The organism is Flavobacterium sp. HNIBRBA15423 (genome assembly GCF_052655965.1).
In genome coordinates this window covers 3,637,236-3,655,242 of record NZ_CP199751.1, presented here as the reverse complement: position 1 = coordinate 3,655,242, position 18,007 = coordinate 3,637,236, and the positions used below count along the sequence as shown (strand labels likewise).

Here is an 18,007-nt window from a genome sequence, read left to right as displayed (position 1 = left end):
TTTAGCCTATAGCATTACTTAACTGGAACATTGGCAAATACATTGCAACTAATAAAACTGCTACAATTAATCCCACAATCAAAATAATAAAAGGCTCTAATAATGTTGACATTATTTTTGATTGTTGTGTAACCTCCTGATTATATTGATCGTTTAATTGTTTAAAAACAAAATCAGTTTGATTCGTTTCTTCGGAGACTTTTACTAACGAAATCATTTTATTATCAAAAAACTTACACTTTTTTAAACTTTCATGTAAAGAATTTCCTTTTAAAATGCCTTGTTCAACTTTAGTTAGATCTTCTTGTAAAGGAATAAAATTAATCATTTTACTCACTAATTGAATACTATTCAAAATAGGAATTTTAGAGCTAGTTAATAAACTTACCGCTTGAGTAAACTGAGCTAAATAAACTTTTTTAATAAAAGAACCAAAAACAGGAGTTTTTATGATTAAGTTTTGTGTAAATTTTTTAAAAATTAAATTCTTATTAAAATAGTTAAATCCCAAAATAAAAAGAACAAATGCAATAAAAAAATAGACTCCATAATTTTTAATAAAATCAGACAAATTAATTATCATTTCTGTAATCCATGGTAGTTTTATATTGTTTTGTTTAAAAATATCTTGAAACATAGGTACAACATAACTCAGCATAAAAATAATGACTAGTAAAGCAGTACTTAAAATAATGGCAGGATAAGTTAAGGCAGCTACAACAATCCTTTTTTGTTCATTCTTTCGTTCAAAAAACAGACCTAATTGTTCGGTTACTTTTGCAATATTACCAGTTTCTTCTCCAATTTTTAATGAAAAATATTCATAGTCTGAAAAAGATTTAGTTTCATAAATACTATTTGAAAAAGATTTACCATTAATAACTTCATTTAGAACTTTTTCAAATAAAGTTTTATCTTTTTTATTTTTTTGGTTTTCAATTATTAAACTTAGTGCTTCTTTCAAAGTAATTCCAGCTTTAAGCAAAACACTTATTTCTAAATAAAACGAATATTTCTTTTTATTAGAAAAGGATTTCTGAAAAAAAATAACTTCCGTTTCAAGAATCTTCTGAATTGAAAAATTATTTTCTTCTCGTTTAGTAGGAATGTTATTTTCTAGTTTAAAAGACATTTAAGTTGATTTCATTAAGTGCTGTAGCATCATTCGTTTTGTAAATAAACAAGGTTTTAAAAACATCCTTTTTAGGCTCTAAAGTTACTTTTAAAGCATCAATTCTTCCATTTTTTACCAATGCGTTTTTATAATAATAATCTATATGGTGAAGTTTATTAGTTAATGTATCTTTATTGACAATGATATAACTATCTATTATAGTATAAAAAACAGAATCTACCTCATTTTTGAATTGAAACAAATTCTCTTCTTTAATTTTAATTTCTGAATAACGATTAAAATCTACAATTAATTTATTTTCTAGCAATTCTTTTTTAGTTGTTTCCTCGGCATTAGTCTGAAGAATAACAATTTGTTTTCTTACCAATGATAATACTGAAAAAGCTAAACCCACAACAATTGCAGTAATAATCAATACTATTAACATTTCGGATAATGTGAAGGATTTTGTTTTAGTATTCATTTGCAATTAATGTTCTTTTTATTTCCTTTTTGGTAATCTTATTGGTAGCAATTAATAAAATATATTGTTTAGAATCATTTTCTTGTGTAATAGTTATATCCCAATTTTCTATTTCTTCTATATAAGGAATTTGTATTGTTTTATTTAAATAGGAATATTCTAACTCATTAAGTCGAGTCTCTGCGATCTCTTTTTTTTGATGAAATGTATTAAAAAACAAATTATTAATTACTAAACTTGCAATTAAAAATACAACTATAATTAAAACAGTTGCAATTAATGTTTCAATTAGTGTAGCCGATCTTATTTTCTTTAATACAACCATTTCATAATGCTTTTAGACTGATTTTCGAATAATAAGCCACTGTAATAATCAGGAAGTTTTTCAGATGTTAAAGTGGAATTGTAAAGATGGTTTATAAAGAGTGTTCCAGCTGTGTTTGAAATAAATTGATGTGTATATACAGAACCAACGACTCTTCCTTTTAATTCAAAATTTCCTTCACAATAGACTTCTCCCAATATTGTTGATTTTTCGCTACAAAACAATTCTGTTGAGAAATTACTAACTATTTTATTTTGAGTAAAATAACAAACAATTCCTTTGATAGTAGAGTTCTCATCTATAAAAAGCATATTGTCTTTTTCATTGTCAATTTTATTTTTCTTCAAAATAAGAGAAGAGGGATAATTTAAAACAACATTTTTGCCCACCTTAATGCTATTGGATGCAATAACTTGGAAGGTTCCAGTGACATTGTCTTCGATAATTATGGTTGGTGCAATCAAAACAATATCTTTTAATTTGGATGTGTTTGTTATTCTAATTAAGGTATCTGATTTAATTATAATATTTCCAATAAATTCATCTTTAATAGTCAAAATAGAATTGCTGTAAAGCCATTTTGTAGTATCAAAAAAGGAGTTTACATTTTTTAAATTCATTTCCAGATAATCATTGTTTTTATTTGGTTTTTTGTATTTTAAAAGATAATCAATATTTTCATAAAAGCTATTGTTTAATTCAGGAAGTTTATCCGAACTTCTTTCTATTCTTCCATAAATTAATTGATTACCATAATAGCTATTACCTGCAATATTACCTGGACGAATTCCTTGTTCTGCTAGAGAAGCTGTTCCTTCAATTCTTGTGTTTCCTACCACTACAAGGGGTTTAAATAAATCTTTAAGATATAATGTTTTACGATCTTGATGTTCAAAATGAGACCCTATAAGAGCCACTTTTTGAAATTTTTTATTGTTTTTAGAAGTTACAATTTTTGTTTTTTGAAAGATACCCCAATAATCACTTATTGCTTTTGTTATTTGAAAGGAATCTTCAAAACTAGGAATTATAAGAGTATCATTAACAATTTGATTTTCTTTTAAAACAGTCGAGAAGCCTTTATCTGTTGCCTTTATATTAGTATTATTACTGTTTATTTGTTGTCCAAAAAACGAAAAAGTATGTAAATATAAAATAAGTCCAAAAAGGAGCAATGCTACAACTGCAGCGGTGTAAATAGCAAATTGTAACGCACCTGAAAAGATTCTTTTTTTTAAAAAATTATTCGACAATAGCAATAGTATTTGATTTTCCTCTGTGCTTAATGGTAATGGACTCTCTATTTCCCTTAATTAATTTAACATCTTCTTCTACATCTCCTTGCTTCATTAAATAAGTGTTTCCGTCAATGATAATCATAAAAACTTTTATCTTGTCATTTAAATCAGATACAATTCCTTTGTAATTGATAACAGTTTCTTTTTCTTCATCAATTTTAGTAGCATAATTTTTGTTTCCATTCGATACAATTGCTACTGGATTTTCGTTTTTTTGGTCTAATTTTCCAGAAAATGGATCTCTATAATCTATATGTATTGCTGTTGTGTCAGGTTCTGTATAATTTATTTCTGGTAGTAAAGAAAAATTTTGAGTAGGAATGTCTTCTGTAGAAGCAGTGCTATAACCTAGAAACTGATATATTATCATCCCCCAAATAGCTATAACTAATGCTAACAATAAGTATATCCTTTTTTTGTTTTTCATTATCTATCTCAACAAATTAATTAATAATAAAACTGAATGTACCACTTTGAGCGCTTACATTTCCAGCGACATCAAAGGCTTTCATTTTCCAAAAGTAAGTTCCTGCGTTAGAAATGGTTTCAGAATGAGGACTAGTTACCCTATCTTTTAATAGTAAATTATTTAAACCACTATCAGTATAGACATATAAGCTATCAAATTCTGAGCTTCCTGTTACTGGTGTTCTTGTCCAATTAAATAAAATGGTATTATTTGTAACAGTTGTGTTATTAGCTGGAGAAGTTAAAGAGGGTATATTTGGATTTGTTGTATCAATTAAAGCAGTCCTAGAGTTGTATAAAGTATAATCACTACCATTAGTGGCTCTTACTTTCCATGTAAATGAACCTTCAGCAAATGTATAATTATATGAAGTTGTTGTTAGATTTTGATCCAGTAGTAATGTACTAGAATTATCAAAAATTTGTAATTGATAAGCGGTTGCGCCTATTACTGATGACCAACTTAAATTTTGTGAAGAAGTATTTGTAATTAAATTATTTATAGGTGTATTTAAAACTACAACATTGCTACTAAAATCATCATTACTTACAACGGTAACTATTCTAGTAATATAAGGAGTAGTATAGGAACTATTCAAAGCTCTCACTCGCCATTCATAAGTCCCTACATTTAGTTGTTGTATAAAAGAAGTTTCAGTGGTTTTAGTATCTAAAATAATTTCAGTTGCATTTGCAAAATTAGGTTTTGCAATTTGGATTTGATAATTAGTAGCATCTTCAACTGCTTCCCAAGAAAAAGTAACACTAGTAGAGTTAAACTGAGCATTATTGCTAGGAGCCAATAAAATAACATTTTTATCTGAAATATCAGTTTCTAGAACAATTTCTTCACAACTAATAGATAATAAGATTAATAAACTAAAAAAAAAATATTTCATATCACTTAGCATTACATTTTATACAAACTCTTTTCTTTTTTCTCTTTTATTCTTTTATAAGTTACTCCTTTACAAGAAGTACCTTTAGTAACGATATCTCCTATTTGCCATTTTCCTCTATTCGTTTCAGTCCAACAAAATGAACTCACTTCATAGCCTAAAATAGTATTAGCTAAAATAGCTACTAAACCTGTTTTTTTTCCTTGATTATATAAGGCAATTTGATAGTTAGCATCATCCGTTTGAACTAAATAATAAGTATCTGCTTGTCTAATTTTCTCAATTTCTGCTGAAGATAAATGGGCTAAAACACTTGTAATTATAGAAGTTCTTTCACTATTTTGAATAAGATTTTTTATTTGAGTATTTTTATCTGAGTTTAATTCACTAATCAGTTGGTTTATATCAGCGATTTTTATGCTTACCACTTCAGGTTTTATGGGTAAACTATCAATATAAGTAACAGCAGTTTGCTTTTGATTGTATTTTGCTTTAGCAAGAGTAATGGTATTAATTTTTTTGGTAAAAGGAACAATAGCTATTTGTACTTTTATTTTTTCAGTAAGTTCTGGGTAAGCGGTAATTTGAAATTCATTCTTTAAACCTGCCAATGAAGTTGCTTCACCTAGAGCACCAAGTTCTGTAGTAGACTTTGAAATACTATAAGTTGTATCTTTGACTTTTACAGACTGGCAAGAATATAGAATACTAAAAAACATAAGTAAAACTACTTTTTTCATGGAATTCACTTTATTATTTAAAAGAATTAGTTAAAAATAACTGCTGTAAAAGTAGTTATTTTTTTAGAACACTCAAACCTTTATCTTTTCAGTGTAAAATGCCCTTTTATGTTTCTTCCATCTTCTAAATGTATCGCATACCAATAATCAGAAGAAGGTAGTGGTTTTCCATTAAAAGTACCATCCCAGCCAGTGCCTAAAGGACTTATCTGTTTTACTAACTTTCCATAACGATCAAAAATATAAATAATCGTATTGGCATTTAATTGTTCATTTACACCTTGAATATTCCAAATGTCGTTAAAACCGTCACCATTAGGAGTGAAGAATTTTGGAATACCCAAAACACTAATCTCTTTAGAAGCAATACCACATCCATAAATATCATTTACATAAACGGTATAAATTCCTGCTTCTAAATTGGTAAATACATTCGAGGATTGATAACTACTGTTATCCAAACTATATTCATAATCACCGGCTCCAGATACTAAAACAAGGATAGAATTACTATCTGACAAGTCCGTAATCTGAATATCATTTATAATGGCAATATCAGAAGCCGTAACGGTAATGGTTCTTGTTCTAGAACAGTTACTCATATTGGTTACTGTTACTGTATAAACACCTTCCGTGTTAACTGTTAAATTATAATTCGTTTCATTTGGAAGTATAGCTCCATTAAAAAACCATTGGTAAGTATAATCATTTTGAGTATTTGAATCTAATAATCCAGCATCTATATCTAGTGTAAAAGTAGTATTGTCACTACAAACTAATCCATCTCCATGTAAATCAATTTCTGGAACTGGGTTAACAAGAAAAGGAATCGTCATTGTAGCAGTACAAGTAGCATTAGCTGGATTAATTACTTCAACTAAAACATTTTGATTACCCGTTACAAAAGGATTGGGCAACGGACTTGTCAATGCGTTTCCATTTTCATCATAATAATTTACTTGCATTCCAGTTTGAGTTCCTAGAATAGTACTTTGAAAACTACTAGTGTCAAAAGCATACAAACCATTTTGCAAACTTGGATTCACTTCATCATCACAAACCGTTGTAAGATTTGTTGGTATTGCAAAAGCTTCTGGTAAATCATCAACTGTAAAAGTAATAGTAGTTTCATAAAAACAAGCCGTTGCCGTATTGTTAGTTACTCTAACGGTCAATACCTGTGAAGCAGTAATAAAAGGATTGGTCATGTTTATAGGATTTCCCAGAGCATCAAAATAAGTCACAATTACATTACTTAATCCATTTAACAAATCATTTTCTAAAGTTGTAGTGTTAAAACTATATAATCCATCATGGTCATCATCACAATGGGTATAGCTTTGTGGTGGAACAATTGGAATCGATTCCACGTTTAAAGTAATATGATGTCCTAATCCTAAACAATCATTATTAACTTGACTATCCACTCTCACATAAATAGCTTGAGTAGTTGGATACCCAATGTTGGTATAATTTGTAATATCACCAATCGCATTTTGTTCAGCTAGAGCATCCGTTAAATTCCTATAATAAGTAATATCTAGTAATTGTCCACTAGGATATTGTGCTACAATTTGTGCATTGGCACTACTAAAATCAAAAGTAGCAATACCATCTGTATTAGAACCCGAAGCCATATCATCGCAAACCGTAAAGGCTTCTTGAATAGTATTCGAAATTAAAGTGGTCGAAACTACCAAGTTCAATTCTGAAATACTATAACAACCATTAGTATTCGTTATTCTTACATACACTAAATCCGAACTTACTATTTGATTCGTATAAGCAATTAAATTGGCAATAGGATTTGTATTGTTTTGAGCATCAGTCCATGTTTCAAAATAAGCAATGGTCAATCCTGCTGTATTCGTAACAATTAAGGGTTCAGCTTCTGTTAAATTAAAAGCACTAAAACCATCATTATCATCATCACATTGCTGTAAAGTAACAGGAGAATTAACCGTTGGATTGGCATACACTTCAATTTCAAAAGAGGTTGTGCCTACACAATTTATATTCAAATTATTAATAACCTGCACATAAATTGTTTCCGTTGCGTTACCATTTACATAATTGTTTGGATTTGCAATCATGTTTGTAAAACCAGCATCTGTATAATAAGTAACTGTAAAATCACTAGTCGATTGTCCGTTTAAAATTGTGGCTTCATTTTGGGTTAAATCAAAAATAATTCTATTATCATTTGCTGTTCCAAAACTAGTATCATCACATTGTCTAATAGCAGGAATGACAGAAGCAGGAGTAGGAGTTTCAAATACTTGAATGTCAAAAGTAGTGGTAGCATTACAATTACCATTGACTAAATTATACACTTCAGCTACTATTGTCTGACTTTGGTACCCTACTAAATTTTGATAATTAGTAGGATTGTTTATCACAATCTTATTCGCATAATCGGTTGCATGGGCATAATAACGAACTGCAAATTCAGTTGGTGATTGACCATTTAAAATTACTGCTGTATTTTGTGTTAAATCGAAAGCATAAAAACCATCGTTGTTAGTATCACAAGATAAAATAGCATTAGGTTGTGTAGCTGTAGGAACTGCTGAAATGGTGATGTCTTTGGTTTGTATAATGGTTTCAGATAAAGTAGTTACTGTTGCCGTAACGGTATAATCACCTGTGAGTGCATAAGTGTTATTTGGATTTAACCCTGAACCTGAATTGCCATCACCAAAATCCCAGCTTACAGCAATTACGCTATCTACATTAGTTAATGAAAAAGTAGTGGTATTGCCTAAACAAAGATTTTCAGCGATAATGCCTGTTGAAAAATATGACTGTATAAATTGGGGAAGACCCGCTTTACACAAACGACCGTTAAGACTGACTCCATTTGCTACAAAGTTGCAACCTACACCTAAAGTATTGGGGTTGTTTATTACTGATAAATAATCACGATCGAAATTAGTACAATATAATTTTCCATCTGGACCTAATTGCAAGGCACCTATTTGATGATTAATATCATTTGTAACTTCATGAATTAATGTGGCTGTAGCAGGAATATTGGCATTGGTTAAATCAAATTGTAATAGTTTGAAAGTTCCCGCTGTTGTACCTGTAGTAAGATAAGCAAGGTTTCCAGAAGGTGAAAATTCAACTCCATAGTTTCGAAAAAAGGGAATGTCGTAAACAATTTTTTGATTGGATATAGTTCCTGTACTTGCATCAAAATCAAACAACTCTACAAGTCCATAAAAAACAGAGTTAATTATTTTATCACCATTAGGAGATACTTTTAAATAACCGACAGAATGAACAGCAGCTGAAAAATTAAGCAAAGGAATAGGTGTTCCTACACTGCTAATTACAGGAGTAGAACTTACTCCAGCACCCGACACAAGATAGGCTCTAAAATTATTGGTAGTAGTAGTATCATATATTTCATGAAAAATAACCCAATAATCAATGCCATTTTCATGTTTTACTGCTGTAACCTTTTCACAAGAAGGAGTAAAAAGCTGTATGTTTTTCGCTGCCGTAATATCTCCTAAGCCACCATTTAAATTCATGTCTATTTCAGAATAATTGGCGCCATCAGTACCTGCATCAGAATCTGTGGTGAATAGATAATAAATAGAAGTACTACCTGGTTTTGGAATAGCAATAGCAGACTGCGTACTTGAACTACTTCCTAACAAACCATTGCCATTTGGCATTACCTGGTGATTGGCATTCCATACTTGTAAACCACTACTATAAAAAAGAACTTGACCTAGACTATTAGAAATAGTAGTGCAACCTTCAGAAATTTGCATTTGACTGTCAGTTAAAGCCACAGGGGATCCACTATTAAAATCGATACCCGCTTTACCACCAAAATACCAAATATTTGCTTCTCCTTGTGAAAAAGCAAAACCATACAGTAGTAAAAAAAAAATAAAGGTACAGCGTTTCATAGTTTGTGTTTGAACTGCAAAAATAGCATTGTTTTTTTAATGGTTTTGCTATTTTTATTAGAAAGCTAAAAATAGTAAGCATCATTCATTAGCTGCCATAAATTTTAAATAATCTGCTTCGTTTTTTAATTGTTTACTTAAAAAATCATTGGCAAAAGTATGTATATAGTCTAATTCGTCTTTTTTAACTGTTTCCTTTGTGGTTAAATAAGTAAAAACCAATTCTTTATTTTCATTAATGGAAACTTCTAAAAAAGGCTGTGGATTATGATTTACAAAAATTTCTAAATAATTGTAAGTCATATTCAAATCGCTAACTTCTTCTATTTTAATGTTTTTCATAATAACATTAATTAAGTCCTCTTTTTAAAAAAACTAATATTTTTATTTTTTATCTCGAAAACATACAAAACTAATATAAAAAGTTAATTTTATTAGTTCAGATTAACTTAATTTCCTTATAAAACTGTTCTAAATCACCTCTATATTTACAATATTTTTCAATATAAAAATCCTCATTCATACGTGTGCCAGTAAAAAGTAGTTTTGAATTGAATTTATCTACTATAATAGGAGCATTTCCACCAACTATAAAATCTTCATTTTTTGATTCAATAAATTTCTTTGATTGATAAAAAAAGACCCATCCAAAATCAAAAGTAATTGTTTCGCTTTCCATAATACCCAGTTCTATATTGGCTTTTACCTCTAATTTCTTGAGTTCTTTTTTTACTATTTCTTGCGCCTCTTGAAAACTAATCATATTTTTCATTTTTTCATTAGCTTTAAGAAATAGTTAAAATATAATTAAGCTTTCATAAAACCGCATATTGTAATTTCTAAATTTTTTTTTCTGTTTTTTGGTGAAAATGTCATTATTTCAGGTGTCCTAAAGCCTTTCTCTTCAATGGCTCTTTCTATAAATGAAATAAATTCTTTTACCATTTCAACTTCAATTTCAAAAATGAGATGTCCATCTACAAAGGAAACAAATTCATTTTCATTATTTATTACAAATTTGAAACCTCTTAATTCTTTGCCCTTATAGATTTTATATTTATCAAAAGAAATTATTATTGTTTCATCCTGTAATAATTTTTTTAAAAGTTTTATAAAAGCTTGTGCACCTAAATAATCATAATGAATATGAATATTTTGGCTGTTAATAATATTGTATTCAATAGGCATTTTTTTTATTTTAAAGGTATATGAATTTTTTTTTCAATTACGTAGTTAGCAGATGTTGTTTTTCTCAAGAATTCTAAATGAACCTTTGTTAAAGAACCTCTTCGACTACTATGGTGGTATTATAAAAAAATGGTTATATTAAATGTTTTACTTATAATTTACCAATTATATTTTTTTAAAATTTCACTCACCTCATATGCCATGTTTACTATATTTTTCCAATTGTTATCTGAAAGCATTAGTTCTATATTGTTAGATTCATATTCCATCAACTTATCGTTAAAATTTTCTATTACCTTTTTCTCATTCTCTGTCACTCTAATATTATTCTCATTTACATCTACAAAAAAATCATAGTCCTCAAGTAGATTTACAGCTTCTTCAAAACTCGATACCCAATCCCAATATTTCCCTTCCAACCAAACTTCTTTTTGGAAATTTATGTCAGAAATTTTTTTTAATATATCAATTACGTTTACTGATTTGTTTTTCATCATTCTGTAAATTTAAAATTTGAAATAGGCATAAGTAAAATCTGGAAATTTATTTTGAGTTTTTACATTCTAAATAATTATATAACTATTTGTACTTTTCTTAAACTCTCACATGTTTAAATCCTAATAAAATTAAAATCTATTTTTTTCACAAAGAGTATTTTATATATCTTTTAAAAAATCATCAAAAGAGATACCAAATTCTGAATTGACACCTTGTACTAATGCAAATCCTCCTGATGTATTTAATGTAAATCCTGACAAATTATCAGCTATAATAGTTATAAAATCATGATTTTCGTTATTTAATTGAATAATATTCAAATTGGCATTTATATATTTAAAATTTCCATTTAAACTTTCACATCCTACACCAACAACATAAAGGACTTCTTCTATATTTGAAAAACTTAGCCTCAATAGAATTCTTTTGAGACTTATATTATACATAACTATTTCTAGCTTTGCTCCAGCATAATGTTTTAATAAATCATTCGCCTCTTTTATATTAGTTACTATTTTCATTTCTTTTGTTTTTTACTCAATAAATTTTATACCATCTCAAGTAACATTAATTCCATCTCGTATAAATGTTGTTTTTTGGAGTAATGAAGGGTTACTTAAAATATGATTAAATTCAAAATTTGTAATTCCTGGTTTAATATAATGTGGGTTGAAATTTGTTATGTTAAACTTAATTTTATCTGCATTTTGAACTGCTTCTTGGAAGGATTGTTTGAAGTAAAATTTTCTATTATAAATCTACCTAATCTACTTTAGTAATCCTGCTTGTTGCCATCCAGCATTTTTATAGGTTATCGCTCCAGTCCCTCTAAGAAGTGATAAATCATCATCAAGCGCTAAACCTATAGAGATTCTCTGCTCAATAGATGCTACTTGTTCTATCTTATTAATGTTATTCGTTAAATTTACAACACTTTTAATCTTTGCAGTAATATTAGTTACCGCTTTTGCTTTACTAATATTACCTAAACCTTTTGTTCCTGCTATAGCAACAGCAAGTTGACCCCAAGCTTCACCAGCTATTTCTGGATTTTCACTAATTAGATTATTACTAAATTTATTCATCACCGCACTCATACATGCAACATTATCAGTAGCAGTATGTGTACCAAATCTTGTATCAAAAATTGTTGCGTTTGTATGATGACTGTTTGGAGCAGCTTTACGCCCAAAATACCAAATATTCGCTTCTCCTTGTGAAAAAGCCAAACCATGAAGTAGTAAAAATAAAATAAAAGTACAGCGTTTCATAGTTCGTGCTTGAACTGCAAAAATAGTATTGTTTTTTTTATGGTTTTAGTATTTTGTTAGAAAGTAAAAAATAGCACTTTTAACTACTCATACATTTTTGCAGCCATTAAAATGTCTGCAAAAATTCTCCAAGCTATATTTTCAGGTATAGGAAAATCAATGTATTTGTAATATCCATTCATATTATCATCAGTCCATCTTGATAAAGCCTCTAAATAATCGGGTATATTTTTATTTTCCCATTCTTCGGAATTTTCTTTAAAATCGAGATTTAATAAATCAACAAATTTTATAAAATCTTCTTTTGTTTTAATGCCGTTTATTATAGTTGTAAAAATTTCCAATTTAAATATTTAGTATGGTTTTGAATTTTCAAAAATTAAATCATGAGGAATATCATACAAAGTTTTAAAATTGGAGTCATTATATTCAATAGCCATATCAATTTCATTAACTTCACCTACAATTGTTTCATTTATCTCCATTCTTGAAATAGTAAAAGCATGTAATGTTTTTACATTCCAAATCATCATATATCCATTAGTACTTCCCCTAAATTTAAACAATTTAAATTTAAATATATTTTTATTGAATTCGAGAATATTACCTTCTGTTTTTAAGGCAAGTAACGAAATTTTAAGCCAATTAGTTACCATGTTTGTAGTAATTTATAAAGGTGTCTTCTATTCTAAAATTTCATCTTAAAAAGTAAATTAAATTATCTATTTAAATCTATTATTTCAATTAAGTACTCTAAATAATTAAAATCATTTAAGCTTTTCCATTTTTTATCTAAAATATATTTTTTTGAAGTTTGAATAAATGATTCTTTTTGATTCCAATTAGGAATATTATCTTTATTCAGTATTACATAATTAAATTTAAATAAATTTTCGTTTTCATTTGATGTTAACATTCCAAAAGAAATAATATTCCTAGGATTTGAGATTAATTGATTATCTGTAATACATCTTAACTCTGCCATAGGAAATCTTTTATTATACATTTTAATATGAAATAATAATTTATCCTTTAATAAACTTTTATTTAAACAATTCTTATGGATACCATTATCACTAAAAATAAACAATGGATCTTTTGAATTACTTGTTAATGGTGGTATTGTTAAATATTCACTCTTTTTATTTAAAGTCTTATCACAAATTGGACATTTGCTTTCTCCAATAATTAATATTCCCATTTTTTATTATTTTATAATATTTGGATTAACTGCAATAACAGGTTTGTTATTAAAACCTTCAAAAATATATTGTTTACTTTGCTTAAGAATTTGTAGAGCTTCTACGTCAGCTAAACTAGCACCAGTTACATAAGGATGTGTGTGTCCATAAATTTTTGTTATTTGTCCTGGTAAAAACTCTATACCATCTCTTCCGCCACTTACTAAAACTCTCATTCCTGGAAAAGCACTATTTCGTCCCAATTTAACTACAGCATGTTCGACACCAGTGCCAAAAGTTCTATTTTGGGCTTGAGTAATTATATCAGTAATTTTTTCTCCTTTACGAATCTCTCTAACATACTTCATAGGTGACACATATTCATTCGCTCCATTTCCTATTCTTATAACTTTAGAAAATTTTAAACTAGTTACCACTTTAACCTTTGAAGTAATATTAGCCACAACTTTAGTTTTACTAATAGAACCTAAACCTTTTGTTCCAGCTACAGCAAAAACAAGTTGTCCCCATGCCTCACCAGCTGTTTCTGGATTTCCACTAATTAAATCATTACCAAATTTATCCATCGCTGTACCCATTGCTAGAACATTATCGGCAGTATGAGTACCAAATCTTGCATCAAAAATCATTGCGTTTATGTAATGACTGTTTGGAGCTGCTATACCGCCAAAAATCCCTGATGAAGCAATGGATGTTAAGCCTAAAGTTCCTAATCCTTCTGCAGTATCTCCTAAGTAATATAAGGCTTTTCCTAAACCATAAGCTCCTTTTCCAATGCCAATTCCTAAACCTTTATAAAACTTTAATTGATTATAAAAATAATCCCATCCTCCATTAGGATCTATTCTAGAAATAGGATTATTCCCCATTCCTAAATAAGGAGAAAAATATTGTCCTTGCGGGTCAGGGTTTAACCATCTTCCTATTCTACCGTCCCATAAACGCAGTTTAAAAGCTTCCATACCTGTTTCAGGATCAACTTCTTGACCTTGAAAAGCATAACGGTAATTATCGAAAGCATTCCTGCCAGGCAAAACTTCTCCAAAAGGATAATAATCGGCATAGCTTGCTATAGTGTTAGGACTACTACTAGTAGGTTGTTTTATAACCGCTCTAATATTGCCTAAATGATCAGCAATTTCATACTGGTAATAACTACTAGACACTGTAGAACCTACAGTATAAACCCCTAAACGATCTGCTCCGTAAACTGGAAGTTCTGCTAATGCTATTGAATTTCCAGCTGGTTTTCTATAAATAGCCATTGTAACTCCAGAAGCATCGGTTACATAGTATTCAGTGAAAGTTTCTAGAAAAGGATAAAGTGTACTATGTGATATCTTCTTAAAGCGTTCCCCTCTTTCATTGTAAAAGAATTGCACCACATTATCACCATTTCTTTTAACAACCGTTACCTGTCCTGAAGCATTGTATTCATACGTTAAATTTTCCTGTGCATTAGTTTCTAATTGCCCTATGGCATTATAGGTATAATTATTTACAGGTTGACTTTGAATATTTGGATCATCATCTGCACTAGTTACAGCGCTATCGGTTACTCTATTTAATTGATTTGTAAGGTTATTATAAGAATAATTTAGATTATCTAAAGTAGTACCGTTATTATTTGTTCTTTTTAATGAAGTTATGTTACCATTTACATCATAGTTTATATTTCCTTCGTGGTAAGCATTATTAGCATTTAGGGTAATACTACCATTCCCTGTTGCATTTAGTGTTCCATATTTTGCGTTTTTCAGCCAATTTTTATTATTATATTCATATACAATGGCCTTAGGTTTAACTGTTCCTCCTATAACATCTAATTGTTTGTTGGCATAGCGAATAGCTTTAATGTTTCCATTAAAATAATCTGTATTACCTCCTGCATTTGGAGAAGTGGTAATTTCGTCATGACTGGGTCTGTTATAGTCACCTTCATAATAATCTAATGTAATACCAAAAACATCATTAGCATCGCCACCTGGATCATTTGATGCCAATAAAGAAGGGTGGTTGATGCTCTTTAACATACCACCTAGTGTATATACATAATCCAATCCTTGAAGTCCGTTAGCTATATTGGTTCGTTTTAAAGAGCCGTCTATATTATAACTATAATCCGCATTAGTAGTTAATGGGCCATTATTAAAACTAGTCTCCACTTTAATCATTTCACCATTAAAGTTGTAGGTATAATAATGTTCAAATTTATCTGTTGTAGCGTCTTTTTGGTAAATTACTTTTTTAACTTGTCCTTTTGCATCATATTCATAATGAATTGTTTTTAACCCTAAACCTGTTATGTTTTGTACTGTCCATTCTACTCGACCATATAAATCATAGCTATACCAAGATGAAGTTTCGTTATTATAGGTAGCCACTACATTTCCAGCCAAATTGTTTTGTCTATAGGTAATCGGGTTTAACCCAAAACTCGCAAAATCATTTGCAGGAGGAGCAATACCTTGGTAGTTTCCATTATAGTCATATACAATAAAATTTTGCTCCAATCTAGTAATTCCTGGCCCTGAAGGTAAATCTGTATTATCTACAGCTGCTTGAGCGGTTGACCATGTTATACCAGATAAAATACCATTTTCAATAATTCTACCCAAATTATCATATTGAATATAAGAGACTTTGTTTTGTTGTGCTTGTAAGGCATTTTGAGAAAAACGTAAAGCACCATCATTTCTGTAGGCAAATTTTGAAATACCTTCATCTGGGCTTTCACTTTCTAGTAATTGTCCTAAAGTATTGTAAGTGTATGTCGTTGCCATGAGATACACAGGTAACGCTTCTACAAAACCACCTTCTATTGGGTGTGCATCATAGCCTTTAGGTTGAATCGTTTTAATCAGCCTACTTGTTTTATCATAATAGTTTACAGAAAAATCGGTATAATTTACTTCATATTTAACCCCTAAAGCTAATGGATTATTGGTTTGAACAGCTCCATTCGTTAAATTAATATAAGTATCAAAATTAGTTAGCGGAGTATTTACAGCTTCTATACGATATGCATTTCCAGGAGAGATACTAGAAACCAAATTCCCTGTTTTTAAATTATATATTTTATATAAAGACTGGCCTTGAAGAAAAACTATAGAAGCTGGATTAATTCCAGCAGGAATATGAATATCAACAAATCCTTGTTTACCAATAGTTGAAATTACAGGATACGAATCAGCATTTACATCAACAATTCCTTGTGCTAATAGTTTGCCTTCTCCATCAATAAATGAAACACTCTCTACCCCATGAGGATCAATAGTAACTGTCTTAAAAAATTTAGTTTCAACCTTTTCTAAGGAACCTTCAATTGCACCATTAAAATAGTCATAGCCAAAAAGATAATACATTTCCTGAGCAGCAGGAATCGTAAAGGAATAACCTGTTTTCCATTCAGGTGTGCCAGAAGTTGTTATTGGATTTCCTCCATAAGTACGAATTACATTACTAGGATTTAATTGATCATATTCTATTTCTGTATAAGGGTACTCAGCTGTAGCTTGAAACTCATCTAAGGTATTGGTATTTCCATAATAATAATCTAAATAGGTGCTTTTAGCAACTGGATTAGTTAATACGTCAATTTTTTCAAAAGTATTTGGAGTAACTGTAGGGAAAGAAGATTTTGAACTTCTTCCAAAATTGTCGTAAACTACTTCGCTTCTCCAAGTCTTATCTCGCATAATATCTTTTGATAATGAAGCATTCGGTTTTCCTAAATCATCAAAGTAAGTTCTGGAGATATTAGATATGTTTCCATTAATATCATAAGAGATATCATGCGTCCAATTATAGTTATTGTCATAATCTCTAATTAGGTAATTACTTGTTGGAGGAATACAACCTTTAAAAATTGTTTCACCCACATCTTGTAAACCATCACTATTGGCATCTAAAAACCATACAGTAAGTGGATTGATTGTGGCATCATTGTCATTACAATCAGTGTTATCTGTGACATAGAAGTAAGGAGGAGTACAATGCCCAATAATACTACTGTTAGTTGTTTCATTTATATTTCCAAAACCATCACCATCATTATCCATATAAAATGTGATAATATTAATATTTGGATTTCTATCGTTACAATCATCTTGATTGCCTACATAACCAGGAGGAGGAGAACAAGCAGTTACAGTATTAGTACTTGTTGGAGTAGTATTTGAGCCTCCAGACCCAGGATCTAGGAAAGGATCTAGTTCATCTGGATCAGTTAATTCACCTAGTCCAGTACCGTTTGGCTTTGCTCCATATCCATCACCATCTTCATCTATATACCATATACGAGGAAGACCAATAGAAGCATCTGTATCATTACAGTCATTTTTATTAGCGACATAGTTAGGAGGTGCCAGATAGTTACTGGTGGTAGTAAAAATATATGGGTTTCCTAAGCCATCTTGGTCATTGTCATAATACCAAGTATATATAGTTCCAGTCCCTGTTCCGTCACCAAAATCATCATCGGGATTAGTAAGAACATTTCTTTGACTAAATACCAGTTGGCATCCAAATAGGAATAAAAATAAAAAGGTTGATTTTATATAATTTTTCATGTTTTTCAGTCTTTATAAATTAA

At 29.4% G+C, this 18,007-nt stretch carries 18 protein-coding genes; all 18 read right to left on the bottom strand.

Features of this window, described 5'->3' with window-relative positions; all coding sequences use genetic code 11:
* Nucleotide 1: 1 nt before the first annotated feature.
* The 18 genes from ACULEV_RS16305 to ACULEV_RS16220 all read right to left on the bottom strand — a co-directional run bounded on the left by ACULEV_RS16305 (nt 2) and on the right by ACULEV_RS16220 (nt 17,984).
* Nucleotides 2–1,132: a type II secretion system F family protein gene (locus ACULEV_RS16305; protein WP_445456107.1), complete on the bottom strand. Its 1,131-nt coding sequence runs from the start codon at nt 1,130–1,132 to the stop codon at nt 2–4.
* The gene (locus tag ACULEV_RS16300; RefSeq protein WP_445456106.1) at nt 1,122–1,598 is read right to left on the bottom strand and encodes a PulJ/GspJ family protein; all 477 of its coding nucleotides are present in this window, start codon (nt 1,596–1,598) and stop codon (nt 1,122–1,124) included. Before ACULEV_RS16300 ends, ACULEV_RS16305 begins: the two co-directional genes overlap by 11 nt.
* Nucleotides 1,588–1,923, bottom strand: a complete 336-nt coding sequence (locus tag ACULEV_RS16295; protein WP_445456105.1) for a hypothetical protein — start codon at nt 1,921–1,923, stop codon at nt 1,588–1,590. Before ACULEV_RS16295 ends, ACULEV_RS16300 begins: the two co-directional genes overlap by 11 nt.
* Entirely contained in the window at nt 1,911–3,176 is a 1,266-nt protein-coding gene (locus ACULEV_RS16290) for a hypothetical protein (protein WP_445456104.1), read from the bottom strand. Before ACULEV_RS16290 ends, ACULEV_RS16295 begins: the two co-directional genes overlap by 13 nt.
* Nucleotides 3,166–3,648 (bottom strand): hypothetical protein, encoded by a 483-nt coding sequence (locus ACULEV_RS16285; RefSeq protein WP_445456103.1) that lies wholly within the window; start codon nt 3,646–3,648, stop codon nt 3,166–3,168. The genes ACULEV_RS16290 and ACULEV_RS16285 overlap by 11 nt, the downstream gene beginning before the upstream one ends.
* 16 nt (nt 3,649–3,664) lie before the next feature.
* Complete coding sequence (locus ACULEV_RS16280) at nt 3,665–4,588, bottom strand: hypothetical protein (protein ID WP_445456102.1); 924 nt, start codon at nt 4,586–4,588, stop codon at nt 3,665–3,667.
* 11 nt (nt 4,589–4,599) lie between these two features.
* Entirely contained in the window at nt 4,600–5,328 is a 729-nt protein-coding gene (locus ACULEV_RS16275; RefSeq protein WP_445456101.1) for a hypothetical protein, read from the bottom strand.
* A gap of 80 nt (nt 5,329–5,408) precedes the next feature.
* Complete coding sequence (locus ACULEV_RS16270) at nt 5,409–9,254, bottom strand: T9SS type B sorting domain-containing protein (RefSeq protein ID WP_445456100.1); 3,846 nt, start codon at nt 9,252–9,254, stop codon at nt 5,409–5,411.
* A gap of 81 nt (nt 9,255–9,335) precedes the next feature.
* Nucleotides 9,336–9,596 (bottom strand): hypothetical protein, encoded by a 261-nt coding sequence (locus ACULEV_RS16265; protein ID WP_445456099.1) that lies wholly within the window; start codon nt 9,594–9,596, stop codon nt 9,336–9,338.
* A 97-nt stretch (nt 9,597–9,693) separates the two neighbouring features.
* A complete protein-coding gene (locus tag ACULEV_RS16260; protein ID WP_445456098.1) occupies nt 9,694–10,026 on the bottom strand; it encodes a YrhB domain-containing protein in 333 nt (110 codons plus the stop codon).
* Nucleotides 10,027–10,061: 35 nt separating this feature from the next.
* Nucleotides 10,062–10,442, bottom strand: coding sequence for a hypothetical protein (locus tag ACULEV_RS16255; RefSeq protein WP_445456097.1), 381 nt, complete (start codon nt 10,440–10,442; stop codon nt 10,062–10,064).
* Between the two features lie 158 nt (nt 10,443–10,600).
* Nucleotides 10,601–10,939 (bottom strand): hypothetical protein, encoded by a 339-nt coding sequence (locus ACULEV_RS16250; RefSeq protein WP_445456096.1) that lies wholly within the window; start codon nt 10,937–10,939, stop codon nt 10,601–10,603.
* Nucleotides 10,940–11,098: 159 nt separating this feature from the next.
* Nucleotides 11,099–11,461, bottom strand: coding sequence for a hypothetical protein (locus tag ACULEV_RS16245; protein WP_445456095.1), 363 nt, complete (start codon nt 11,459–11,461; stop codon nt 11,099–11,101).
* 246 nt (nt 11,462–11,707) lie between these two features.
* On the bottom strand, nt 11,708–12,211 hold the full coding sequence (locus ACULEV_RS16240) for a hypothetical protein (protein ID WP_445456094.1): 504 nt from the start codon (nt 12,209–12,211) through the stop codon (nt 11,708–11,710).
* A gap of 83 nt (nt 12,212–12,294) precedes the next feature.
* Nucleotides 12,295–12,555 carry a DUF7660 family protein gene (locus tag ACULEV_RS16235; RefSeq protein WP_445456093.1) on the bottom strand — a complete coding sequence of 87 codons (261 nt, stop codon included), beginning with the start codon at nt 12,553–12,555 and terminating at the stop codon, nt 12,295–12,297.
* A 9-nt stretch (nt 12,556–12,564) separates the two neighbouring features.
* The gene (locus tag ACULEV_RS16230; RefSeq protein ID WP_445456092.1) at nt 12,565–12,867 is read right to left on the bottom strand and encodes a hypothetical protein; all 303 of its coding nucleotides are present in this window, start codon (nt 12,865–12,867) and stop codon (nt 12,565–12,567) included.
* A gap of 62 nt (nt 12,868–12,929) precedes the next feature.
* Complete coding sequence (locus ACULEV_RS16225) at nt 12,930–13,412, bottom strand: hypothetical protein (RefSeq protein WP_445456091.1); 483 nt, start codon at nt 13,410–13,412, stop codon at nt 12,930–12,932.
* Between the two features lie 6 nt (nt 13,413–13,418).
* Entirely contained in the window at nt 13,419–17,984 is a 4,566-nt protein-coding gene (locus ACULEV_RS16220) for an RHS repeat domain-containing protein (protein ID WP_445456090.1), read from the bottom strand.
* Nucleotides 17,985–18,007 lie beyond the last annotated feature (23 nt).

What these genes read in the sequence shown, in the direction of transcription:
- ACULEV_RS16305 (WP_445456107.1), bottom strand. Translation starts at nt 1,132, where the DNA reads ATGTCTTTTAAACTAGAAAATAACATTCCTACTAAACGAGAAGAAAAT.
- ACULEV_RS16300 (WP_445456106.1), bottom strand. Translation starts at nt 1,598, where the DNA reads ATGAATACTAAAACAAAATCCTTCACATTATCCGAAATGTTAATAGTA.
- ACULEV_RS16295 (WP_445456105.1), bottom strand. Translation starts at nt 1,923, where the DNA reads ATGGTTGTATTAAAGAAAATAAGATCGGCTACACTAATTGAAACATTA.
- ACULEV_RS16285 (WP_445456103.1), bottom strand. Translation starts at nt 3,648, where the DNA reads ATGAAAAACAAAAAAAGGATATACTTATTGTTAGCATTAGTTATAGCT.
- ACULEV_RS16280 (WP_445456102.1), bottom strand. Translation starts at nt 4,588, where the DNA reads ATGAAATATTTTTTTTTTAGTTTATTAATCTTATTATCTATTAGTTGT.
- ACULEV_RS16275 (WP_445456101.1), bottom strand. Translation starts at nt 5,328, where the DNA reads ATGAAAAAAGTAGTTTTACTTATGTTTTTTAGTATTCTATATTCTTGC.
- ACULEV_RS16270 (WP_445456100.1), bottom strand. Translation starts at nt 9,254, where the DNA reads ATGAAACGCTGTACCTTTATTTTTTTTTTACTACTGTATGGTTTTGCT.
- ACULEV_RS16265 (WP_445456099.1), bottom strand. Translation starts at nt 9,596, where the DNA reads ATGAAAAACATTAAAATAGAAGAAGTTAGCGATTTGAATATGACTTAC.
- ACULEV_RS16260 (WP_445456098.1), bottom strand. Translation starts at nt 10,026, where the DNA reads ATGAAAAATATGATTAGTTTTCAAGAGGCGCAAGAAATAGTAAAAAAA.
- ACULEV_RS16255 (WP_445456097.1), bottom strand. Translation starts at nt 10,442, where the DNA reads ATGCCTATTGAATACAATATTATTAACAGCCAAAATATTCATATTCAT.
- ACULEV_RS16250 (WP_445456096.1), bottom strand. Translation starts at nt 10,939, where the DNA reads ATGATGAAAAACAAATCAGTAAACGTAATTGATATATTAAAAAAAATT.
- ACULEV_RS16245 (WP_445456095.1), bottom strand. Translation starts at nt 11,461, where the DNA reads ATGAAAATAGTAACTAATATAAAAGAGGCGAATGATTTATTAAAACAT.
- ACULEV_RS16240 (WP_445456094.1), bottom strand. Translation starts at nt 12,211, where the DNA reads ATGAAACGCTGTACTTTTATTTTATTTTTACTACTTCATGGTTTGGCT.
- ACULEV_RS16230 (WP_445456092.1), bottom strand. Translation starts at nt 12,867, where the DNA reads ATGGTAACTAATTGGCTTAAAATTTCGTTACTTGCCTTAAAAACAGAA.
- ACULEV_RS16225 (WP_445456091.1), bottom strand. Translation starts at nt 13,412, where the DNA reads ATGGGAATATTAATTATTGGAGAAAGCAAATGTCCAATTTGTGATAAG.
- ACULEV_RS16220 (WP_445456090.1), bottom strand. Translation starts at nt 17,984, where the DNA reads ATGAAAAATTATATAAAATCAACCTTTTTATTTTTATTCCTATTTGGA.